We start from the raw sequence: 22,057 nt of genomic DNA on the forward strand, positions 1-22,057 counted from the left end.
TACAAACAAGAGCCATTTATGAGCATTAATCAAATTGAAGAAGCGCTACTGAACCCAACAGGGCTGACGGAGCAAAATATCGCAGATACATTGGCGAGCATTGCTACCCGCCAAATTGATTATGCTGATATTTATTTTCAGTCAAGCTGGCACGAGTCATTAGTGCTAGAAGACAGCATTATTAAAGACGGCTCTTTCAATATCGATTGTGGTCTTGGTGTACGAGCAGTCTCTGGTGAAAAAACCGGTTTTGCTTACTCTGACCAAATCCAATTGGATGGCCTTAAACAGAGTGCAATCGCGGCTCGCGGTATCGCTAAACAAGGCCAAAACGGCAAGGTACAAGCTTTCAAGCGCAACTCTAACCAAGCTTACTATGACGCGGTAAACCCGCTAGCAAGCTGGGAAAAGCAGCAAAAGACAGAATTGCTTAAAGCGCTTGATGCTTACATTCGTACTAAAGAGCCGATGGTAACTGAAGTATCGGTAAGCTTAAGTGGTGTACATGAGCAGATGCTGGTTGCGGCAACTGATGGTACTTTCGCTGGTGATATTCGCCCGCTGGTTCGCTTGTCTATTAGCGTACTTGCTCAGAAAGGCGATCGTCGTGAACGTGGCAGTGCTGGTGGCGGTGGTCGTTTTGGTTACGACTTCTTCTTAAGTGATGCTAATGGTTCTCAGGTTGCTTACCAATTTGCTGATGAAGCAATCCGCCAAGCGTTAGTTAACCTTGAAGCGGTTGCTGCACCTGCTGGTGCAATGCCTGTCGTTCTTGGTTCGGGTTGGCCGGGCGTTCTTCTGCATGAAGCGGTAGGCCACGGTTTAGAAGGTGACTTCAACCGTAAAGAGTCTTCAGTATTTTCTGGCAAAGTGGGCGAGCAAGTCACATCAAGCCTATGTACGATTGTTGATGACGGTACATTAACGGATCTACGTGGTTCATTGAACGTCGATGATGAAGGCGTTAATGGTCAGTACAACACGCTAATCGAAAACGGCATCCTAAAAGGTTACATGCAAGATAAGCTTAATGCTCGTCTAATGGGTGTAGCGCCTACAGGTAATGGTCGTCGTGAGTCTTATGCACACCTTCCTATGCCGCGCATGACCAACACTTACATGCTGCCAGGTGAGCATACTCCTGAAGAGATTATCTCGACGGTTGAAAGAGGCATCTACGCGCCGAACTTTGGTGGCGGTCAGGTGGATATTACTTCTGGTAAGTTTGTGTTCTCCGCTTCTGAAGCGTACATGATTGAAAACGGTAAGATCACTCACCCAGTGAAAGGTGCAACGCTAATCGGTTCGGGTATCGAAGCGATGCAGCAAGTGTCTATGGTGGGTAACGACCTTAGCCTTGACCGTGGTGTTGGTGTGTGTGGTAAAGCTGGCCAAAGCGTACCAGTCGGTGTTGGTCAACCAACATTGAAACTAGACTCGTTAACGGTTGGTGGTACTGAGTAATTCAGACCAACTTCAGCAGATTTGTTATAGCAAGCTAGTTGAAATTACAGTTTCAGTTGCAGTTAAAGTTAAAGTTAAAGCTAAAGCTAAAGCTAAAGCTAAAGTTAAAAGCGCCTCCAATGTGAGGCGCTTTTTTGTTTCTGGGCTTTCTGTCTCTGGGCTTTTCTGTTTCTGGATCGCTATTTACTAAACCGAACCGTTACATGTTCTCTTCAGCAAACTCGGCCAGTCGGCTTCGTACCACACCATTGAGGTGAATATTGGCACTGCCTTCGAAGTCTTTAAAACGCTCGACCATGTAGGTTAAGCCTGAAGTTACAGGGGTTAAGTAGGATGAATCTATCTGAGCTAGGTTTCCTGAACAGACGATCTTGGTGCCTTCACCACAACGGGTGATGATGGTTTTGATTTGTGAAGCAGTGAGGTTTTGACACTCATCCAAAAGGACAAAGGCATTTTGGATTGAGCGACCACGCATGAAGTTAATCGATTTGAACTGGATATTGGCTTTGTCACAGATGTACTTCATCGAGCCTTCGGTGCAGTGATCGTTCTTGTGCAGAGCTTCCAGTGTATCGGTCACCGCCGCTAACCAAGGCAGCATTTTTTCTTCCTCGGTGCCGGGAAGGAAACCAATCGACTCACCGATATCGGGTGTGTTTCGGGTTACGATGATCTTATCGAATTGTTTACGCTCTATGGTTTGTTCAAGTGCGGCAGCCATGGCTAACAGTGTTTTACCACTACCTGCAGCGCCCGTTAGAATCACCAGATCGATATCAGGGTCGAGCAGTGCATCAATCGCCATCCCTTGATAGACATTCTTAGGTGTAATGTCCCATGTCTTGCGGTTCATTAACCTTTCTCGACTGAGATCTCTGAGCGTAATGCGTTCGGCCTCAATCTCTTCTACACGACCAGCAAAGTCACTTTCTTCGTCAATCACATATTGGTTGAGGAAGGTTGGATCGAAAGGTGCTCTCGCTAGGGTGTGCAGCGTTTTTCCGCCTAAACTCCTACTTTCGACGTTATCGACGCCATCCCAGAATGAGCCTTCGAGTTGTTGAAAGCCTTTAGTGAGGTATTGGATGTCATCAATCAATTGGTCGGTTTGATAGTCTTCAACAAAGCGGACCCCAGCGCCTTTGGCTCGTAAGCGCATGTTGATGTCTTTAGTGATAAGAACCACTTCGCGTGGTGCGCGTTTGTTTTGAAGGTAAAGAACTGCGTTGAGGATTCGGTTATCGCCTGCCTTGTCATCGGCGAAGGCTTTGATGCTTTCTTGAAGTTCGTAGTCAGCGAGTATTGAAATACTGCCAGATGCGTTTATGTCTTTAGAAAAAGGAATGCCTTCCGATATTTGGTCTGGTGTGGCTTCCCTGAACAAGTCTTCGAGCGTTCGAATCGCAATTCTCGCATCTCGAGCAACGTCTCTTTTACTGTCTTTGATTCTGTCGAGTTCTTCTAGCACGGTCATGGGGATAACGACATCGTGCTCTTGGAAAGAAAATATAGCGAAGGGTTCGTGAAGTAGGATATTAGTGTCTAAAACAAATAGCTTCCGGTTGGTCTCGCCCATAGCATCTCCTTGCCGACGTGCGGCTTGCCTTGCATTCATTGAACGTAGATAAAGCTCATATAAAGATTAGTATCTCATTCCGGTGATAGTCAACTACTCACCTAAACTTCATCTAGAGAAATATCGCCATATCGTTGTGAATGAATATGGCGTATTCGTTTGAGAGCAGCAATCTGCTACCTATAGATTACCCATGATTTTTTGACAGTTTGATTGCACTGGCGAAAACAGAAAAAAAGTATGAAATCATCTCCTTTAGGCGTGACCTAAATCACAGCATCGAGTAAGATTAGCGACCTTTTTCTGCACCATTTTCTCGAGATATTTATTATTAAGAGCGCACTTAAAAAGTGGCTGCAAACTAGGCATCTTTAGCTATATTTTTAGTTCAAGCGCGATAACGCTCTTGTTTAAAACTGCAGTTAACATGACCAAATTCCAACTATAAGATTGAGGTAGTCGATTCATGACATTTGCTTTGGGGCAACGCTGGATAAGCGATACGGAGAGCGATTTAGGTTTAGGTACCGTTGTAGCAATGGATGCTCGAACAGTGACAGTAATGTTTGCAGCATCAGAAGAGAATCGTGTTTATGCACGCACTGATGCTCCCGTAACCCGAGTAACGTTTAATGTTGGCGATGTCATCGAATGCCAAGAAGGTTGGTCTCTAACTGTCGAAGAAGTTATCGAAGATAAAGGGCTACTGACTTATTTGGGCACTCGTGAAGATACTCAAGAGACAGAGGTGACTCTGCGTGAAATATTCTTAAGCAACCAGATCCGCTTTAACAAACCACAAGATAAGCTGTACGCAGGTCAAATCGACCGTATGGATAACTTTGTGCTTCGTTACCGCGCGCTAAGCAATCAATACCAACAACATAAGAGCCCGATGCGTGGCTTGTGTGGTATGCGCGCTGGTTTGATTCCTCATCAGTTGTACATTGCTCATGAAGTGGGTCGTCGTCACGCTCCGCGCGTTTTACTGGCTGATGAAGTGGGTCTAGGTAAAACCATTGAAGCAGGCATGATCATTCACCAACAGGTGTTGTCTGGCCGTGCTGAACGCATTCTGATTGTGGTACCTGAAACTCTACAACACCAATGGTTAGTAGAGATGATGCGCCGTTTCAACCTGCACTTCTCTATCTTTGACGAAGAGCGTTGTATTGAAGCCTTCGCGGAGTCAGATAACCCATTTGATACACAGCAATACGTTCTGTGTTCTTTGGATTTCCTACGCAAGAGCCGTAAGCGCTACGAGCAAGCACTTGAAGGTGAGTGGGATTTGTTGGTTGTCGATGAAGCGCACCACCTTGAGTGGAGCCAAGACAAACCGAGCCGCGAATACCAAGTGGTTGAAGGATTAGCTGAAAATACTTCTGGCGTACTGTTACTGACAGCAACCCCTGAACAGCTGGGTCGTGAGAGTCACTTTGCACGTCTGCGTCTGCTTGATCCTGATCGCTTCTACGATTACGAAGCATTCGTGGAAGAAGAAGACCAATACGCCCCTGTTGCTGATGCAGTAACGGCATTGTTCTCTGGCGTGAAGCTTGAAAACAGCGCGAAGAATCAGATCACTGAGCTTCTATCTGAACAAGATGTTGAGCCTCTATTCCGCGTTATCGAGGGCGATAGCAGCGAAGAAGAGCAAGCGTTAGCTCGCCAAGAACTGATTGATAATCTTATGGATCGCCATGGTACAGGTCGTGTTCTTTTCAGAAACACACGTGCTGCAATCAAAGGCTTCCCTAAGCGCAATGTAAACTTACTGCCGATGGATATCCCAACCCAGTACACAACCTCTATGCGTGTATCAGGCATGATCGGTGGCAAAATGGCTCCCGAAGCTCGTGCGATGAAGATGCTGTACCCAGAAGAGATCTTCCAAGAGTTTGAAGGTGAAGATTCAAGCTGGTGGCAGTTCGATTCACGTGTGAACTGGTTGATTGAAAAGATCCAAGATAAGCGCAGCGAAAAGATCCTAGTGATCGCCTCTCGTGCGAGTACTGCTCTTCAATTAGAGCAAGCACTACGTGAGCGTGAAGGTGTGCGTGCAACCGTATTCCACGAAGGCATGTCAATTCTAGAGCGTGATAAAGCCGCGGCTTACTTTGCTCAAGAAGAGGGTGGCGCTCAGGTTCTTATCTGTAGTGAAATCGGCTCTGAAGGTCGTAACTTCCAGTTTGCTAACCAGTTAGTGATGTTCGATTTGCCATTCAACCCAGACTTGCTTGAGCAACGTATTGGTCGTTTGGACCGTATCGGTCAGCTGCGTGATATCGACATTCACGTTCCTTACCTAAAAGGCACATCGCAAGCGATTCTAGCGCGTTGGTTCGATGAAGGTCTGAACGCATTTGCAGAGACGTGCCCTACAGGTCGCACAGTTTACGATAAGTATTCTGATGTACTGATCGAAATGCTGGCATCTGGTAATACCGAGCAGCTTGATGAAGTGATTGAAGAATCAGCGAAGCTAAACCAAAGCCTGAAATCAGATCTAGAAAAAGGCCGAGATCGCCTACTAGAAATGCACTCAAATGGCGGCGAAAAAGCGCATGAGATTGCAGAAAAGATCGCGTCGACTGACGGTGATACTAATCTAGTGTCTTTTGCACTGAGTCTGTTCGATACCATTGGTTTGAACCAAGACGATAAGGGTGAAAATGCGCTAGTTGTAACGCCATCTGAGCACATGATGGTTCCAAGCTACCCAGGCCTACCTTATGAAGGTGCAACCATCACGTTTGATCGTGAAACTGCGCTGTCTCGTGAAGACATGAACTTCATTAGCTGGGAACACCCAATGATTCAGGGCGGTATTGATCTGCTATTGAGTGAAGGTGTGGGTGCGTCTGCGGTATCGCTACTGAAAAACAAAGCGTTACCTGTTGGTACTATCCTGCTTGAGCTGGTTTACCTTGTTGATGCACAAGCGCCAAAGCGCAGCGGGATCAGCCAGTTCTTACCTAAGACGCCGATTCGTTTGATGATGGATGGTCGTGGTAACGATTTATCTGCTCAGGTTGAGTTCGATAGCTTTAACCGTCAGCTAAGCCCTGTGAACCGTCACTTGGCAAGCAAGTTGGTGAATTCAGTACAGGGTGAAATTCACAAGCTAATTGAAGCTGGTGAGACGCATGTACTGCCGAAGGTTGAAGAAGTTCGTCAGCAAGCCCAGAAAGATATGCAAACCAACTTGAACGGTGAGCTAGAGCGTCTACAAGCGCTTAAAGCGGTTAACCCTAACATTCGTGATGAAGAGCTAGAGGTTATCGAAGCTCAAATCAATGAACTGACCGGTTACATCAGCAAGGCTCAGGTTCAGCTAGATTCATTACGCTTGATTGTGGTTTCTCACAACTAGGTTTGAATTAGCTAAATGCTTTAACGAAATAAGGCCTTCATCATGAAGGCCTTATTTGTATCTATAACTTAGTTAACAGTTTGGTTAAGAGATTGGCTAGGAATTTGGAGAGCTGATTACATCAACCATTTCCACCAAACGAACAGAGCTAAGAAGCCAAACAAGTAAGTGAGACCGGCTATCGATAACCATTTCAGTTTGTTACCAATCGCAAGCGCTTTAGGTAGCTCTGCTTTGCTCACCAAAATGAAATTCAGTAATGCGAAGAATGGGGTCGTGATAAAGGCGAGTATCATCGCGAAATCGAGCATTGGCATCAAGGCTGCACTAAAGAACATTACGATTGCTAGCGCAGCGATAGATACGATGATTATCCACCCTTGTAGCATTCTTGGGCTGCTCTCTTTTTTAAGCAGTAGACGCTGTGATTCAGCAAGTACGCGTGAGTAGCCATCGATAACGGTAATGGTGCTGCCAAAGATACAGAAGAAGGCGACGATTGCGATCAGTGGACGGGACCATTCACCAATTGTAGAGGCGTAAATACCGACCAACTGATGAGTGAAGCCAACGCCAGAGCGAGACAATTCAACTCCCGAGCCGTGAAGTACCAGAGCACCTAAAGCAACGAATACCAATGCAAGCAATGCCGTACCAATGTAGCCTACATTGAAATCGAACAGGGCAGATTGAGCGGTCACGTCTTGTTTCTCTTTTTGGCTTTTTAGCCACATAGAGGTGATGCTTGAGATCTCGATAGGCGCAGGCATCCAACCCATAGTCACCACGATAAATCCGATAGCTGCCAATGACCAAGGTGATGGTGGCACAAAAGCGGCATCAGGTTCGACTGGAGAGCCAATAGCAATCGCAACAGCAGCTAAGGTTGTGATGGTCAGGATCGCCATGATCGCTTTAGAGAGAGTGTCGAGCGCGCGGTAATGGCCCGCAAAAAGAATGATCAAACAGGTCGCTAAAACGATCATGCACAAGGTGCTGGTGGCTAAATCGAAAGGAATAAAGTAACTGAGTAGGCTCGCACTGAATAACAGCAAGGCTGCGGTATTCACGACTGCGGAAATAGCACTCAGTATCGAAAAGATCACAAGGTATGGGCGGCCTAGGTTAGAGTAACCTTCCACCAAGCTTTGACCCGTTCCTAGTGTGTATTGGATACCAGCTTTGAAGAACGGGTACTTAAATATGTTTACGAGGATAATAAGCGCGGCTAGCTGCCAACCATAAATCGCACCAGCCTTGGTTGAGGCGACTAAGTGAGATCCACCTACAGCTGCTGCGGCCATCATAATGCCTGGGCCAAGAGACTTAATTAAACTTGATAGGGGAGCTGAGGTTGGTGTTTTTGTGCTGGTGGTTTTAACCGTACTTTCCATCATTTTTCCTTTGATGCTGACTTCTTATTATCCGTTACCCTATCAATACCATGTTTTGTAAGGTCGTCAACTTTTATGTACAAAAATGTCGAAAATTGTATTTATTAATAAACGAATCAACCGTAAATTATTTATTCACTAGTAATTAAGAGGCTTTAATGGCGTTAGAACAGTACACACCACCGCGTGAACCGTGGATTGATATTGTTTATCAAGATGACGATATTCTTGTGGTGAACAAGCCTGCAGGCCTGCTTTCGGTGCCAGGGAGATTGCCAGAGCATTACGACAGTATGTGGAGTCGGTTGGTTGTCGAATTTGCGGAGATTCAGGTGGTGCATCGACTGGACATGTCGACATCGGGGTTGATGCTGCTCGCTAAACACAAACAAGCTGAGCGTCATTTGAAGAAGCAATTTCAATATCGACTGACACACAAACTCTATTACGCCCGAGTATGGGGTTCAGTAGAAGAAGCAGAAGGTTTGATTGATCTGCCGCTCATTTGTGATTGGCCAAATCGACCAAGACAAAAGGTGTGCTTCGGGGATGGCAAGCCATCACAGACTCGCTATGTGGTGGAGCAACAAGAGGCTCAAACGGCATTGTTGAAGTTGCTGCCGATCACTGGCCGCTCTCATCAGTTACGTGTTCACTGCATGGAACTAGGGAATCCAATCGTTGGCGACGAGTTTTATGCAACGCCAGATGCGTTTAACTATAGTGATAGGTTAGCTCTGCACGCGTGTGAACTGAGCTTTTATCATCCGGCTAATAATCAGCTTTTCAAAGCCTTTGTTCCGTGTGAGTTTTACCCTCAAGCATCACCGCAAATTGAACAGCACTTTGAAATTGCGCCAGAGCTTCCAGACTACAGCAAGCTAAAAGCTTAGAATGGTTAAATCAATACCAATGCAAGGACGTACAATGCCGAAGTTGAAAGTGGTCTTTCTCGACCGAGCCACCATCCCATCTCAAATCCATTTAAAACCTCTCAGCTTTGAACATCAGTGGGTTGAGTATGATTTCACTTCGCCGGAGCAAGTGTCTGAACGAATTGAAGGCGCTGATGTGGTTATTACCAATAAGGTGGTGCTCAACGAATCGAATTTAGCTCAAGCACAACAGCTTAAGCTAATAGCCGTTTCAGCAACGGGTGTGAACAATGTCGATGTAGAGTACTGCAAGGGTAACAATATCGCAGTGACAAACGTGCAAGGTTACGCGACTCAATCGGTACCTGAGCATGTTATCGCGATGCTATTTGCGTTAAAGCGTAATCTCGTTGGTTACCATCAAGACATCGAAGCCGGCGAGTGGCAAAAGGACCAACAATTCTGCTTCTTTACTCATCCGATTCAAGATGTTGCAGGCAGTACATTAGGCTTAATCGGTAGTGGTGGCTTAGGACAAGCAACAGGTATATTGGCTAAAGCAATTGGTATGAATGTCATCTTTGCTGAGCGTAAAGGGGCTGACTCTTGTCGAGAAGGGTATCTACCTTTTGATACGGTGTTACAACAAGCAGATGCAATCAGCTTACATTGTCCATTGACCGAAGCGACTCGAGACCTGATTTCAGAGCGAGAGCTAGCAATGATGAAACCAAATGCGGTGTTAGTTAATGCTGGCCGCGGTGGACTCGTGGATGAACAAGCCTTAGTTGAAGCTTTGAAAAATCAAGAGATTGCGGGCGCGGGTATGGATGTGTTCACACAAGAACCGGCTGACAACTCAAATCCATTACTGGCTAACAGTCATTTGCCAAATTTACTATTAACGCCACATGTGGCGTGGGGCAGTGATAGCTCAATTCAAAAGCTGTCTGATATCTTAATCGATAACATTGATGCCTTTGTTTCTGGTAAGCCGCAGAATCTCGTCAGTTAAGCCGCAGTAAGCGGTTATACACTCAGCTTCAGACATAAAAAAGGTTGGCTTTGAGCCAACCTTTTTAGATGTTTTGTCTGTAGTTCGACTTAGCTTATCTGCCAGAAGCCAGAAGCCAGAAGCCAGAAGCCAGAAGCCAGAAGCCAGAAGCCAGAAGCCAGAAGCGATTAGCCTTGAGGTTTGATGACCAATACATTGATTGGTGAATTCTGTACGACTTTACTCGCCACTGAACCCAGTACCACTTTGTCGATTTTCGAGCGCTTATGACTAGGCATCACAATCAGGTCCGCCCCAAGCTTTTCTGCGTAATCTAGAATCGTTGTGTAGGTTTTACCTTCGGCAACGTGAACCTTATAAACCACTTCATCGTCGATGTACTTGTCTGCAAACTCTTTCAGCTGATTTTTCACATCGAGCTTCATTTGGTTTGCTGCATCTTTCGGGAAGTAAGACGCCACCATCGACATGTGAATGCCCGGCAATACGTTCAAGATATGGATTTCAGCGTTACTGTGCTTTGCGTGCCATACCGCTAATTCAACAGCTTTGTCAGAAAAGCCTTTGTCGTTAAGATCAACAGGAACAAGGATTTGTTTATACATGTGTTTTTCTCTTTTTTATCAGCGCTTAGTATTGACCAAGCGCTGTGATTATCCTTTCCATGTAATAAAGCCAAATAGAGTTGAGCGCTACTTGGCTCTATCCATTACGCGCTAATCTCATCCTTACGAGCACGCCTTCTTTGGTTCATCGCTAAGCCAATCAAAATGAGTAGGGATGGTAAGAATACCCACTCTTTCATTGGTCTTTCTGCGTCTTGGATAACTGATTTAATTTCCCAATCAAAGTCAATGCCAGCCGCTTCTGCTGGGCTACCGAACTCAACCATGTCGACAATCATTTTGCCTTCAGATTTCGTCAGCATTAAGCCCATTGAAGCAATGCGGTCTTCACTTGTTGTCGCAGAATCTTCAAATGGAAGGCGAACCGTCTTCTCAGAATAGTCACCTTCTAAGTTTTCGCCACCCACTCTTAACTCAAGAGATTGTCCCACAGATAGACCTTCTGTGATTTGAGCGATCTCAACTCCAGGTGAAAGAACTTTCTCTGGATAAATCATGTCCCACCAGAAGCCAGGGCGGAAGAAAGAGAAAGTTAGAACCAATAATAGGATCGTTTCCCACCATTTGTTCTTGGTAAACCACCAACCTTGCGTTGCAGCGGCAAAGATAAGTACCGCCGTCACAGAAGAGAAGATAGTGAGGAATAGATGCCACCAAGAATCAATGCCCATCAACAGTAATTGGGTATTGAAGATGAACATGAATGGCAAGATCGCGGTCCGGATATCATAGGTAAAGCCTTGAATACCAGTACGGATCGGGTCTGATTTTGCAATCGCGGCGGCCGCAAAGGCTGCCAAGCCAACCGGAGGTGTATCATCGGCTAAGATACCGAAGTAGAACACGAATAAGTGAACTGCAATCAGAGGAATGATCAGGCCATGCGCCGCGCCTAAGGTAACAATTACCGGAGCCATCAGCGTTGATACAACGATGTAGTTCGCCGTTGTTGGTAAGCCCATACCTAAGATTAAGCTGATTACCGCAGTGAATAGCAGCATAAGAATGATGCTACCGCCTGAGATGAACTCAACGAAGTCCGTCATTACCAAGCCGATACCCGTCAGAGTAACCACGCCGACAACCGTACCCGCAGCAGCTGTTGCTACACCGATACCGATCATGTTGCGCGCGCCTGAAACCAAGCTCTCTAATAGGTCAACGAAACCTGCTTTAGTTTGTTCTGCAAGATCGTCAGATTTGTTCATCAGAGTCATCAAAGGACGCTGTGTGATCAAAATAAAGATCATGAATACCGTTGCCCAGAAGGCAGAAAGACCTGGAGAGAATCGCTCTACAGTCAGACACCAAACAAGCACCACGATAGGCAGTAGGAAGTGCAGGCCAGATTTAATGGTTGGGCCTGGATCGGGTACTTCTGTTAGCTCGGCATCGATGTCCATGCCACCTTCAGCGGCATATTTTGCTGATACTCGAACCAAGGCTACATAAGAGATCAATAGAGCAACGGTAACAATAGGGGTTGCTGCATCGCCAAAGACATCTTTCGTCCAGCCGACACCGTAGTAAACCGCAGCACTGATGACACATAGCCCAAGAATGGTACCAGTGAAAGACAGTAGGCTTTGTACGATAGTTGGTGTGTGGCGACGAGGTAGACCAGTCATACCTGCTTTACATGCTTCTAAGTGAACAATGTAAATCAAGGCGATGTAAGAGATAAGAGCAGGCAATAGCGCCGCTTTAATCACTTCTACATACGAGATACCCACATATTCAACCATCAAGAATGCAGCAGCACCCATGATTGGTGGAGTTAATTGACCATTGGTTGAAGCGGCAACTTCTACAGCACCGGCTTTTTCACCTGAGAATCCGACTCTTTTCATTAGAGGGATCGTAAAAGTACCCGTGGTTACCACGTTAGCGATAGATGAACCAGACACAAGACCGGATAGGCCAGATGCAACAACGGCTGCTTTCGCTGGGCCGCCTTTCATGTGGCCAAGTAAAGAGAACGCAACCTTGATGAAGTAAGCACCTGCGCCCGCGCGTTCTAGCATTGCACCAAACAGTACAAACAAGAATACGAATGACGTAGAGACGCCAAGAGCAACACCGAATACACCTTCAGTTGTTAGCCACAGATGCGACATTGCCTTGTTCAGGCTTGCACCTTTATGGGCGATAACGTCTGGCATGTGTGGACCGCCAAAGGTGTAAAGTAGGAAGACTGCAGCCACAACCATAAGAGGTGGACCTAAAGCGCGTCGTGTTGCTTCAAGCAGTAGAACCATACCAAATACAGCAGCAACAATATCGAATGTTGTTGGTGCGCCTGAACGTTCAGCGAGTTGAGTATAGAAAATATAGATATACGAAGCTGAAAAGCTACCAACCAGCGCTAATATCCAGTCGACCGCAGGAATTCTATCCCGAGGTGAATTTTTCATGGCTGGATAAGCGGTAAAGGCTAGGAAGATGGCAAACGTAAGATGAATTGCTCGAGCTTCAGTGTCGTTTAAAATTGCGAAGTTAAAAATGAACGGCAGCGGAGATGCATACCAAAGTTGGAACAGTGACCAACATAGAGGCACAAACCATAAAATACGGCCTTGGATACCGCGAGGGCTACGCGCACCAGTGTCTGATTGTGCCACCATTTCTTGCACATCTGGAGACGGTGATGTTGTCTGCGTCATGTACTTTATCCTTATTATTGATGGTCTGCCTTTCTTACGAACAACGAGACGTTATTTATTTCCTATCTAGTGTAGCGAATGGATAGGGAAATGCGTTTTTTGTTCGTCTTTGTCTTAGGCTTGATACGAAGGTAAGTTCGCCAAATTGGAGAAACTTAAAGGTTTGTCTCTTTTCACTTGGGTTATTTTTATAAAACGTGAAAAGCCAATAAGGAGGACATGCCTCCTTATTGGTAGAGCAGGCTTAAAGTAGAATTACTTTAGAAGGCCTACTTCTTTGTAGTATTTTACTGCGCCAGGGTGAAGAGGGATTGAGATGCCCGCTTTAACCATGTCTTCTTTCTTCAGGTTCGCAAATGCTGGGTGCAGGCGTTTGAATGTAGCGAAGTTTTCAAATACCGCTTTAGCAACGTTGTATGCGACTTCATCAGAAACGTCAGACGTTGTTACCATAGTAGCAGCAACACCGAAGCTGTTTACGTCAGCATCTGTACCACGGTACATGCCAGCTGGAACTGTGCTGTATGCGTAGTATGGGTTTTCAGCTACGATCTTGTCGATTTGTGGACCAGTTGCAGAAACCAGTTTTGCATCACAAGAAGTCGTTGCTTCTTTGATTGATCCGTTCGGGTGACCAACCATGTAGATGAATGCATCAATCTTGTTGTCACAAAGAGCTTGTGAACGCTCAGAACCTTTAAGTTCAGAAGCAAGCTTGAAGCTATCGTTAGTCCAACCCATAGCGTCCATTACAACACCCATCGTTGCACGGTCACCAGAGCCTGGGTTCCCAATGTTTACACGCTTACCTGCTAGGTCAGACACATTGTTGATACCAGCATCGGTACGAGCGATGATGTTGAACGGTTCTGTATGTAGAGAGAACATAGCGCGAAGTTTTTTGTATTCGCCCTGATCTTTGAATTTACTTGTACCGTTGTAGCCGTGGTATTGCCAGTCCGATTGAACAACACCGAAATCTAGTTCACCAGCACGGATGGTGTTAACGTTGTAGATCGAACCACCAGTAGATTCTACAGAACAACGAATGTTGTGGTCTTTGCGGCCTTTGTTCACAAGCTTACAAATAGCACCACCAGTTGGGTAGTAAACACCCGTTACTGAACCTGTACCAATTGTGATGAACTCTTGAGCGTTAACTGCGCCAGCGCCCATTACAGCAGCTGCAATAGCCCCAACTTTAATAAGTTTGGTAAATGCCATGAATTTCCCTTCCTTTATTCATTATTAACCCTGAAACAAGTGTAGTCGTTTCTGGAGTTTCCTATTTGGAAACGGCACCTTTTTCAATCCATGTGATGAAAAAGTGGCTGAATAATATCAAAAATTGGCAGAAAATTACTCAAATGTTAAAAGATATAGCTAAAAAATCTAACAAATGACGGTTAGATCTTGTGTTTGATTTGCTACTGAGTTTTTTAAAATCAATGGTTTAGTGGTGTTTGAAGAGGGGGAGATAGATATTCTAGGATGTGATTTGGATCACGAAGCGAATCGGTGTTCGTGATCCATTAATCAGGTTTATGGTTATGAAACTGTGACCAATTATCCTGCGTATTCAAACAGTTCGCACACAGAATCAAACAATTGCTTCGTGGTAACTGACAAGGTTGGCGTGATGAAGATAGTATCATCGCCTGCAACGACACCTAGTATACCTTCCGACTTACCTAATGAGTCCAATAAACGAGCAATAAGCTGCGCCGCACCTGGGCCGGTGTGTATCACCACCAATGCATTGTTGTGGTCGATATCTAATACTAATTCTCTCAGAGAGCTAGAAACTGTCGGAACACCAAGTTCAGCAGGAAGACAGTAAACCATCTCCATTTTTGCATTACGAGTTCGAACTGCACCAAACTTAGTTAACATACGCGAAACTTTAGATTGGTTGATACTTTCAAAACCTTCATGTTTGAGGGCATCGACAATCTCGCCTTGCGAACCAAAACGTTCTTCTTTTAGTAATGATTTAAAAGCACGAACTAAGTTGTCTTGTTTTTCTGTATTGCGCATATGTCATTCTTATTCATTAACAAAGATGTTTGCATATTCTCGCATACATATTCAATTTTAGCTAAAGTATCACGGCAATTTGTTAGTCATATCACTGTAAAAATTTAATAGAATAATGTGTTATTAGTGGCGACTTATTTTGTTATTTCAGTCGATTATCGCCATAATGCGAACTTGCTGTGTAGCACGGTTTTATTGACTTGCGCGAAGTCGCAAAGCTGGCGTTAATTGATTGTAATCACTTTGTGATTAATATATTTTTTTAACCATAATTTAGCTCAAGAACTACCCTACCAAGAATTTATAAGAGAAATCTCTCAAGGAGAATAACAATGAAAGTAGCTGTTATTGGTGCCGCTGGTGGCATCGGTCAAGCCCTAGCCCTACTACTAAAGAACCGCCTACCTGCTGGTTCAGATCTTGCACTTTACGACATCGCTCCGGTAACACCGGGTGTCGCTGCCGATCTTAGCCATATCCCAACACCTGTTTCGATCAAAGGTTACGCGGGTGAAGATCCAACACCAGCACTAGAAGGTGCGGATGTTGTGCTTATTTCTGCGGGTGTTGCTCGTAAGCCTGGTATGGATCGTGCGGATCTTTTCAATGTGAACGCTGGCATTGTTAAGTCTCTTGCAGAGAAAATCGCAGTTACTTGTCCTACTGCTTGTGTTGGTATCATCACTAACCCAGTAAACACAACAGTACCAATCGCTGCTGAAGTACTTAAGAAAGCGGGCGTTTACGACAAGCGTCGTTTATTCGGTATTACTACTCTTGATGTTATTCGTTCTGAAACGTTTGTTGCTGAGCTGAAAGATAAAGATCCAAGCGACATCCGTGTTCCTGTTATCGGCGGTCACTCAGGTGTAACGATCCTTCCTCTACTTTCTCAAGTTGAAGGCGTAGAGTTTACTGATGAAGAAATCGCAGCGCTAACAACTCGTATCCAAAATGCGGGTACTGAAGTAGTAGAAGCTAAAGCTGGCGGCGGCAGTGCAACACTATCTATGGGTCAAGCGGCATGTCGTTTCGGTCTTGCTCTAGTGAAAGCGCTTCAAGGCGAAGAGAACGTAATTGAATGTGCATATGTTGAAGGTGAAGGCGAGCACGCACCATTCTTCGCACAACCAGTTAAACTTGGCAAAGAGGGCGCAGAAGCGATCCTTAGCTACGGTGAACTGAGCGACTTCGAGCGCAACGCATTAGACAGCATGCTAGAAACGCTAAATGGCGATATTGAGATCGGTGTTGAATTCGCTAAATAAGCGGGACACCATTTAACTCAGCTAAAAGATAGTTAATAAGAGCCGATCATTATGATCGGCTTTTTTGATCCTAAAATTCAAGTTGTTCGTATCTGTCTATATAACCAAGGTGGAGGTAAAGTTTATGGCTACTGTTGAAAAGGGTATGAATGTCCAATATTTGGGGCGCTTAGGAAAAATATTGGTCATTGACGAGCAAGAGCAGTACGCCTTGGTAGAGACTTACAATGGGCATGAGCAATACGCAGTGCCAATGGAAGAACTTGAAGAAATTGAAGTACAACTGCCGCTGTCATTAGAAGCGAGCCGATATTGAATTTGGCTCTCTTACAAATATTTGTTCAAAACTAAAAAAGAGCCCTGAGGCTCTTTTTTGTTATTTATATAGAAGCTAGAAGCGAGTTGTCTATTAACCTGCTTACTTGCTGCGTTTAACAGCTAAGTGTGCGAGCGTGGTTAGCGCTTGCTTATATTCAGAGTCAGGAAGAACAGAAAGCTCAGCAATCGCTTTATCTGCTTCTTCATAGGCTTTATTTGTTGTGTACTCTAACGAGCCTGTCTCTTTCATAACAGCCATAATGTCGTCGAGACGCTCCATACCATTGGCTTTTTCAATCGCTTCTCGAATCATGCTGGTTTGTTCAGGAGAACCATTGTGCATTGCGTAAAGTAGAGGCAGTGTTGGTTTGCCTTCGGCTAGATCGTCACCAACGTTCTTACCCATCTCTTTACCATCAGCAGTGTAATCCATCACATCATCAATCAATTGGAATGCAGTACCGAGGTATTTACCGTAGTTTTGCATAGCCGTTTCGATTTCAGGTGATGATTCGCTAAGAATTGCACCGATTTGCGTTGCAGCTTCAAACAAACGAGCGGTCTTCGAGTAGATGACCTGCATGTAACTTTCTTCTGTAGTGTCCGGGTTATTACAGTTCATTAATTGTTGAACTTCACCCTCGGCAATCACGTTAACTGCTTCACTCATTAACTCAAGGATCTTTAAGGATCCTAGCGTTGTCATCATCTGGAACGAGCGAGTGTAGATAAAGTCACCCACCAAAACGCTAGCTGCATTACCAAAAGCTGCGTTGGCTGTCGCTTTACCGCGTCTCATGTCCGACTCGTCGACGACATCATCATGGAGAAGGGTAGCGGTGTGAATAAACTCGATAAAAGCTGCAGAGGTGATATGAGCTTCACCTTGATAACCAAGTGCACGAGCAGATAAAAGAGCAAGCAAAGGACGTAGGCGTTTGCCACCACCGCTAACGATATAAAAACCAAGCTGGTTGATTAAACTTACGTCAGAATTAAGTTGGGCTTGAATTGTTTCATTCACTTTTGCCATATCATTGGCAGTAAGCGTTTGGATAGCTTTAAAATCCATTGTTCATCCGGCTGAAGTTAGACCCTGTAAGGCTTATACGTTGTATTTAATTGTTGAATAATACACTAAAAAACGTTGATTAATACATCACTTAAAGGCATCATTGCCGCACTTTTCTTTGGCGAACATGTTTTCGCCAATATTTTAAAAATATGGCTTGTCATAGCGGCATGATTCCCGTAGAATCTGCGCCCTATTGATTAGTTTAGCGCACACCCGAGTTGTAGAATTAACAACCATAGGCTGTGCGGAAAAAGCGGAGTAAAATATGTACGCTGTTTTCCAATCTGGTGGCAAACAACACCGAGTAAGCGAAGGTCAAACACTTCGTTTAGAGAAATTAGACGTTGAAACTGGTGCAACTGTAGAATTTGATAAAGTTCTTCTTGTTGCTAACGGCGAAGAAATCGCTGTTGGTGCACCTCTTGTTGAAGGTGGCAAAGTTACTGCAGAAGTAGTACAACACGGTCGTGGCGATAAAGTAAAAATCGTTAAGTTCCGTCGTCGTAAGCACTCGCGTAAGCAAGCTGGTCACCGTCAGTGGTTCACAGAAGTGAAAATCACTGGCATTAACGCTTAAGTATTAGGAGAGTTTAACAATGGCACATAAAAAAGCTGGCGGTTCTACTAATAACGGCCGCGATTCAGAAAGCAAACGTCTTGGTGTTAAGCGTTTTGGTGGTGAATCTGTTCTTGCAGGTAACATCATCGTTCGTCAACGTGGTACTAAGTTCCACGCTGGCACAAACGTTGGCATCGGTAAAGACCATACTCTTTTCGCTCTTACTGAAGGTAAAGTGAAATTTGCAGTAAAAGGTCCTAAAAACCGTAAGTTTGTAAGCATCGAAGCTGAGTAATTTAATCTTTTATTAGATTATTTATACTAGCTTTCAAGCTGAATTCAAAAGCCCTGCCGATTCGGCAGGGTTTTTTATTTATAGCGAGAATAAAAAAGTAGACGCTCTTGTTTTGGTTTTGAGAAGCCGTTTTATTTTTGAGAAACAGTTTGGTTTTATTAAGAAGCCGTTTGTTTTTTAAGATACAGAAAGCAAAGAACCTCTCCTTATTTGTTCCTTGGTTGCAGATCGATCTAGATCTTAGGTGATCGATCTAAACACGGATCTGCTAGAATTTATATCACTCCTTGATGAGTGGTAACGCAACGTAAGTGCGGAGTTAAAAAATGAAATTCGTTGATGAAGCATCAGTAAAAATAGAAGCCGGTGATGGCGGTAATGGTACAGTAAGCTTTTGGCGCGAAAAATTCGTCGCTAAAGGTGGTCCTGACGGCGGTGATGGCGGTGATGGCGGTGATGTTTACATTCAAGCGGATGAAAACTTAAACACACTGATCGATTACCGTTTCCAACGTTTTTACAATGCTGAGCGTGGCGAAAATGGCCGCGGTGGTAACTGTACTGGTAAACGTGGTAAAGATATGACGATGAAAGTACCGGTAGGTACTCGCGCTGTTGATATCCACACGAATGAAATCGTTGCTGAAGTTGCTGAGCATGGCAAGAAAGTTATGGTTGGTAAAGGTGGTTGGCACGGTCTTGGTAACACGCGCTTTAAGTCGTCTGTTAACCGTGCTCCTCGTCAAAAGACAATGGGTACTAAAGGTGAAGTTCGCGAACTACGTTTAGAGCTTCTTCTGCTAGCGGATGTTGGTATGCTTGGTTTGCCAAACGCTGGTAAATCTACGTTTATTCGCTCAGTATCTGCTGCAAAACCAAAAGTGGCTGATTACCCGTTTACGACGCTAATCCCTAGCTTAGGTGTGGTAAGTGTTGTCCCTGAGAAGAGTTTCGTCGTTGCCGATATCCCTGGCTTGATCGAAGGCGCAGCTGATGGCGCTGGTCTTGGTATTCGTTTCTTGAAGCACCTTGAGCGTTGTCGCGTTCTTTTGCATATGATCGATATTTTGCCGATCGATGGTTCTGATCCTATTCAGAATGCACTGACGATCATCGATGAGCTTGAGCAATACAGTGAGAAAGTTGCACAGAAACCTCGTTGGTTAGTGTTCAATAAAGTTGACCTAATGCCTGAAGAAGAAGCTGACGAAAAGATTCAAGAAATCGTTGAAGCTTTGGGTTGGGAAGGCGAGTACTTCAAGATCTCTGCTGTAAACAAGATCGGTACCAAAGATCTTTGCTTTAAACTGGGTGAGTTCATGGAGAACCTACCTCGTGAAGTTGAAGCAATTGAAGAAGAAGAAAAAGTTAACTTTATGTGGGATGACTACCATAAAGATGCGATGGCTGGTAAGAATGTCGTTACTGAAGATGACGACGACTGGGATGATTGGGATGACGAAGAAGATGACGGTCATGTTATCTATGTTCGTGATTAATAATCCTCGTAGTTTCTTATAAGCACTTTGGTCGTTTTTTCTAAGATACGCTGATAGTTTTATTAAACCGCAATGAAAATTGCGGTTTTTTTGTATCTAAATCATGACGTCTTGCTGTTTTTTATGCAAAATTTATCTTTAGATAATTAAGGCCTATGGGAAGGAAATCATGGCATCAAAACAAAGAGCGATCTCAAGGTTAGTCGCTCAATCAGGACAAATGTTATTAGCTCATGGCGCCGAGAGCACATTGGTCGGTGACATAATGCGCCGCATTGGTATTGCTTGTGGGGTGAATGAGGTTGAAGTTGCACTGTCAGCCAATGCGTTGGTTGTGACAACAGTTATGGATGATCATTGCATAACGACGACTCGAAGCTGTGCTGATCGTGGCATTAATATGCAGGTGATAACCGAGATTCAACGCGTATGTATCATGATGGAGAAAGGGATTCTTGATTATGATTTAGCTTATAAGAAGATCCAAGGGATCAGTCCTGAACGCTACAACCGTTGGTTAGTTGTCGTAATGATAGGGCTATCGTGTGCTTGTTTTAGCCGTCTTGCTGGCGGAGATTGGCATGTCTTTATGATGACGTTTATAGCTTCGGCTTGCGGTATGATCGTGAGACAAGAGATCGGTCATCGCCATTTCAATCCGTTATTAAATTTCGCTATTACCGCTTTTGTCACCACCACTATCTCAGCTCAGGCAGTGCTCTACAATATTGGTGGTCAACCCACTATCGTGATGGCTTCGTCAGTATTGATGCTAGTGCCCGGTTTTCCTTTGATCAACTCCGTAGCAGATATGCTTAAAGGCCACATTAATATGGGTCTCGCACGCTTCACCATGGCCAGTTTATTAACGTTGGCTACAAGCTTAGGTATTGTCGCAGCTATGAGCCTATCTGACGTATGGGGGTGGGTGAACTAATGACTATTTTTGAACTTTTTGTTGGGTTACTCAACGACATGTTTTTTGCTGCGATTCCTGCGGTTGGTTTTGCATTGGTGTTTAACGTCCCGCAACGAGCATTAATTTATTGTGCTCTCGGAGGCTCCATTGGCCACGGTAGCCGTTACTTAATGATGCATTTCGGCATTCCCATTGAATGGGCGACGTTCTTTGCTGCTACATTGGTCGGCATGATAGGGGTGCATTGGTCGCATAAATTGTTAGCACACCCGAAAGTATTTACGGTTGCAGCCTTGATTCCGATGGTCCCTGGCGTGTTTGCCTTTAAGGCGATGATTGCCATGGTTGAGATTAACCGAGCAGGATACAACCCAGAACTATTGGCATTGTTGATGGAGAACTTTTTGAAATCGATGTTCATTATCGCAGGGCTTGCGGTTGGCTTAGCAGTGCCTGGGCTGTTATTCTACCGTCGTAGACCTATCGTCTAGCTTCAACTTCATTTTCAAGTAAGGACAGGACTTTCGATTTATGATCATCAGCATGATAGCGGCAATGGCGAACAACCGTGTAATTGGTAAAGACAATCAGATGCCTTGGCATTTACCTGCAGATTTCGCATGGTTTAAACGTTCAACTATGGGCAAACCTGTCGTGATGGGGCGTAAGACTTACGATTCAATTGGACGTCCTTTACCGGGGAGGCTGAACGTTGTAATCAGCCGCGACGAAAGTTTAGAAATCGAAGGCGTAACGACGGTAACTTCGATTGAAAAAGCACTAGAGCTGGTAAGTGATGTTGATGAAGTGATGATCATCGGTGGTGGTTCAATCTATGAAAGCTGCTTACCTAAAGCGAACAAGTTATACCTGACTTATATCGATTTTGATGTAGATGGTGATACTCAATTCCCAGACTGGGGAGAAGGTTGGAAGCAGAGCTTTAATGATACTTATCAAGCGGATGAGAAAAACAAGCACGATATGGAGTTTGTGGTTCTCGAGCGTTAACTGTGGTTATTAAGAGTTAGGCTCTGAAAATGCTTGCGTTACTGTGCCCAGCTAGCGCAAGCTTCTCGTATCTCGTATCTCGTA

At 44.7% G+C, this 22,057-nt stretch carries 19 protein-coding genes; 12 read left to right on the forward strand and 7 right to left on the reverse strand.

Features of this window, described 5'->3' with window-relative positions; translation table 11 throughout:
- Positions 1 to 18: 18 nt before the first annotated feature.
- Positions 19 to 1,464, forward strand: a complete 1,446-nt coding sequence (gene tldD / locus AACT19_RS05330; protein ID WP_004735920.1) for a metalloprotease TldD — start codon at positions 19 to 21, stop codon at positions 1,462 to 1,464.
- A 199-nt stretch (positions 1,465 to 1,663) separates the two neighbouring features.
- On the opposite strand, the gene AACT19_RS05335 is transcribed toward tldD, so the two are convergent.
- Entirely contained in the window at positions 1,664 to 3,043 is a 1,380-nt protein-coding gene (locus tag AACT19_RS05335; RefSeq protein WP_004735919.1) for a PhoH family protein, read from the reverse strand.
- A gap of 466 nt (positions 3,044 to 3,509) precedes the next feature.
- Between AACT19_RS05335 and rapA the strand changes: the two genes are divergently transcribed.
- A complete protein-coding gene (rapA, locus tag AACT19_RS05340) occupies positions 3,510 to 6,419 on the forward strand; it encodes an RNA polymerase-associated protein RapA (RefSeq protein ID WP_017080869.1) in 2,910 nt (969 codons plus the stop codon).
- A 116-nt stretch (positions 6,420 to 6,535) separates the two neighbouring features.
- Here rapA and AACT19_RS05345 read toward each other — a convergent pair whose 3' ends face one another.
- Positions 6,536 to 7,813, reverse strand: coding sequence for an NRAMP family divalent metal transporter (locus AACT19_RS05345; RefSeq protein WP_076645642.1), 1,278 nt, complete (start codon positions 7,811 to 7,813; stop codon positions 6,536 to 6,538).
- A gap of 158 nt (positions 7,814 to 7,971) precedes the next feature.
- Here AACT19_RS05345 and rluA point away from each other — a divergent pair, with 158 nt between their 5' ends.
- Together rluA and AACT19_RS05355 are read left to right on the forward strand one after the other, a co-directional pair.
- A complete protein-coding gene (rluA, locus tag AACT19_RS05350; protein ID WP_076645644.1) occupies positions 7,972 to 8,706 on the forward strand; it encodes a bifunctional tRNA pseudouridine(32) synthase/23S rRNA pseudouridine(746) synthase RluA in 735 nt (244 codons plus the stop codon).
- Between the two features lie 34 nt (positions 8,707 to 8,740).
- A complete protein-coding gene (locus tag AACT19_RS05355) occupies positions 8,741 to 9,703 on the forward strand; it encodes a D-2-hydroxyacid dehydrogenase (RefSeq protein ID WP_076645646.1) in 963 nt (320 codons plus the stop codon).
- A 167-nt stretch (positions 9,704 to 9,870) separates the two neighbouring features.
- Here the strand turns inward: AACT19_RS05355 and AACT19_RS05360 are convergent, their stop codons facing one another.
- From AACT19_RS05360 to argR, 4 genes are all read right to left on the reverse strand, one after another.
- Entirely contained in the window at positions 9,871 to 10,308 is a 438-nt protein-coding gene (locus AACT19_RS05360) for a universal stress protein (protein WP_004735912.1), read from the reverse strand.
- A 104-nt stretch (positions 10,309 to 10,412) separates the two neighbouring features.
- Entirely contained in the window at positions 10,413 to 12,992 is a 2,580-nt protein-coding gene (locus tag AACT19_RS05365) for a TRAP transporter permease (protein ID WP_017078820.1), read from the reverse strand.
- Positions 12,993 to 13,247: 255 nt separating this feature from the next.
- Positions 13,248 to 14,216 (reverse strand): TAXI family TRAP transporter solute-binding subunit, encoded by a 969-nt coding sequence (locus AACT19_RS05370; protein WP_017078819.1) that lies wholly within the window; start codon positions 14,214 to 14,216, stop codon positions 13,248 to 13,250.
- A gap of 342 nt (positions 14,217 to 14,558) precedes the next feature.
- Positions 14,559 to 15,029, reverse strand: a complete 471-nt coding sequence (gene argR / locus AACT19_RS05375; RefSeq protein ID WP_004735909.1) for a transcriptional regulator ArgR — start codon at positions 15,027 to 15,029, stop codon at positions 14,559 to 14,561.
- 332 nt (positions 15,030 to 15,361) lie between these two features.
- Between argR and mdh the strand changes: the two genes are divergently transcribed.
- Positions 15,362 to 16,297 carry a malate dehydrogenase gene (mdh, locus tag AACT19_RS05380; RefSeq protein ID WP_004735908.1) on the forward strand — a complete coding sequence of 312 codons (936 nt, stop codon included), beginning with the start codon at positions 15,362 to 15,364 and terminating at the stop codon, positions 16,295 to 16,297.
- Between the two features lie 124 nt (positions 16,298 to 16,421).
- On the forward strand, positions 16,422 to 16,613 hold the full coding sequence (locus AACT19_RS05385) for a hypothetical protein (RefSeq protein ID WP_029406084.1): 192 nt from the start codon (positions 16,422 to 16,424) through the stop codon (positions 16,611 to 16,613).
- A gap of 102 nt (positions 16,614 to 16,715) precedes the next feature.
- On the opposite strand, the gene ispB is transcribed toward AACT19_RS05385, so the two are convergent.
- Positions 16,716 to 17,687: an octaprenyl diphosphate synthase gene (gene ispB, locus AACT19_RS05390; protein WP_004735906.1), complete on the reverse strand. Its 972-nt coding sequence runs from the start codon at positions 17,685 to 17,687 to the stop codon at positions 16,716 to 16,718.
- 268 nt (positions 17,688 to 17,955) lie between these two features.
- On the opposite strand from ispB, the gene rplU reads away from it, so the two are divergent.
- The 6 genes from rplU to folA all read left to right on the forward strand — a co-directional run bounded on the left by rplU (position 17,956) and on the right by folA (position 21,973).
- The gene (rplU, locus tag AACT19_RS05395; protein ID WP_004740823.1) at positions 17,956 to 18,267 is read left to right on the forward strand and encodes a 50S ribosomal protein L21; all 312 of its coding nucleotides are present in this window, start codon (positions 17,956 to 17,958) and stop codon (positions 18,265 to 18,267) included.
- Positions 18,268 to 18,286: 19 nt separating this feature from the next.
- The gene (gene rpmA / locus AACT19_RS05400; RefSeq protein WP_004735905.1) at positions 18,287 to 18,544 is read left to right on the forward strand and encodes a 50S ribosomal protein L27; all 258 of its coding nucleotides are present in this window, start codon (positions 18,287 to 18,289) and stop codon (positions 18,542 to 18,544) included.
- Between the two features lie 326 nt (positions 18,545 to 18,870).
- Positions 18,871 to 20,043 carry an Obg family GTPase CgtA gene (gene cgtA, locus AACT19_RS05405; protein ID WP_009847831.1) on the forward strand — a complete coding sequence of 391 codons (1,173 nt, stop codon included), beginning with the start codon at positions 18,871 to 18,873 and terminating at the stop codon, positions 20,041 to 20,043.
- Between the two features lie 169 nt (positions 20,044 to 20,212).
- Positions 20,213 to 20,980, forward strand: a complete 768-nt coding sequence (locus AACT19_RS05410) for a threonine/serine exporter family protein (protein WP_076645648.1) — start codon at positions 20,213 to 20,215, stop codon at positions 20,978 to 20,980.
- A complete protein-coding gene (locus AACT19_RS05415) occupies positions 20,980 to 21,453 on the forward strand; it encodes a threonine/serine exporter family protein (protein ID WP_009847830.1) in 474 nt (157 codons plus the stop codon). Before AACT19_RS05410 ends, AACT19_RS05415 begins: the two co-directional genes overlap by 1 nt.
- A 40-nt stretch (positions 21,454 to 21,493) precedes the next feature.
- Positions 21,494 to 21,973, forward strand: coding sequence for a type 3 dihydrofolate reductase (gene folA, locus AACT19_RS05420; RefSeq protein ID WP_076645650.1), 480 nt, complete (start codon positions 21,494 to 21,496; stop codon positions 21,971 to 21,973).
- Positions 21,974 to 22,057: the final 84 nt, after the last annotated feature.

Source organism: Vibrio sp. 10N.222.47.A9 (genome assembly GCF_963872585.1).
Lineage (GTDB): Bacteria > Pseudomonadota > Gammaproteobacteria > Enterobacterales > Vibrionaceae > Vibrio > Vibrio splendidus.

What these genes read in the sequence shown, in the direction of transcription:
- tldD (WP_004735920.1), top strand. Translation starts at nt 19, where the DNA reads ATGAGCATTAATCAAATTGAAGAAGCGCTACTGAACCCAACAGGGCTG.
- AACT19_RS05335 (WP_004735919.1), bottom strand. Translation starts at nt 3,043, where the DNA reads ATGGGCGAGACCAACCGGAAGCTATTTGTTTTAGACACTAATATCCTA.
- rapA (WP_017080869.1), top strand. Translation starts at nt 3,510, where the DNA reads ATGACATTTGCTTTGGGGCAACGCTGGATAAGCGATACGGAGAGCGAT.
- AACT19_RS05345 (WP_076645642.1), bottom strand. Translation starts at nt 7,813, where the DNA reads ATGGAAAGTACGGTTAAAACCACCAGCACAAAAACACCAACCTCAGCT.
- rluA (WP_076645644.1), top strand. Translation starts at nt 7,972, where the DNA reads ATGGCGTTAGAACAGTACACACCACCGCGTGAACCGTGGATTGATATT.
- AACT19_RS05355 (WP_076645646.1), top strand. Translation starts at nt 8,741, where the DNA reads ATGCCGAAGTTGAAAGTGGTCTTTCTCGACCGAGCCACCATCCCATCT.
- AACT19_RS05360 (WP_004735912.1), bottom strand. Translation starts at nt 10,308, where the DNA reads ATGTATAAACAAATCCTTGTTCCTGTTGATCTTAACGACAAAGGCTTT.
- AACT19_RS05365 (WP_017078820.1), bottom strand. Translation starts at nt 12,992, where the DNA reads ATGACGCAGACAACATCACCGTCTCCAGATGTGCAAGAAATGGTGGCA.
- AACT19_RS05370 (WP_017078819.1), bottom strand. Translation starts at nt 14,216, where the DNA reads ATGGCATTTACCAAACTTATTAAAGTTGGGGCTATTGCAGCTGCTGTA.
- argR (WP_004735909.1), bottom strand. Translation starts at nt 15,029, where the DNA reads ATGCGCAATACAGAAAAACAAGACAACTTAGTTCGTGCTTTTAAATCA.
- mdh (WP_004735908.1), top strand. Translation starts at nt 15,362, where the DNA reads ATGAAAGTAGCTGTTATTGGTGCCGCTGGTGGCATCGGTCAAGCCCTA.
- AACT19_RS05385 (WP_029406084.1), top strand. Translation starts at nt 16,422, where the DNA reads ATGGCTACTGTTGAAAAGGGTATGAATGTCCAATATTTGGGGCGCTTA.
- ispB (WP_004735906.1), bottom strand. Translation starts at nt 17,687, where the DNA reads ATGGATTTTAAAGCTATCCAAACGCTTACTGCCAATGATATGGCAAAA.
- rplU (WP_004740823.1), top strand. Translation starts at nt 17,956, where the DNA reads ATGTACGCTGTTTTCCAATCTGGTGGCAAACAACACCGAGTAAGCGAA.
- rpmA (WP_004735905.1), top strand. Translation starts at nt 18,287, where the DNA reads ATGGCACATAAAAAAGCTGGCGGTTCTACTAATAACGGCCGCGATTCA.
- cgtA (WP_009847831.1), top strand. Translation starts at nt 18,871, where the DNA reads ATGAAATTCGTTGATGAAGCATCAGTAAAAATAGAAGCCGGTGATGGC.
- AACT19_RS05410 (WP_076645648.1), top strand. Translation starts at nt 20,213, where the DNA reads ATGGCATCAAAACAAAGAGCGATCTCAAGGTTAGTCGCTCAATCAGGA.
- AACT19_RS05415 (WP_009847830.1), top strand. Translation starts at nt 20,980, where the DNA reads ATGACTATTTTTGAACTTTTTGTTGGGTTACTCAACGACATGTTTTTT.
- folA (WP_076645650.1), top strand. Translation starts at nt 21,494, where the DNA reads ATGATCATCAGCATGATAGCGGCAATGGCGAACAACCGTGTAATTGGT.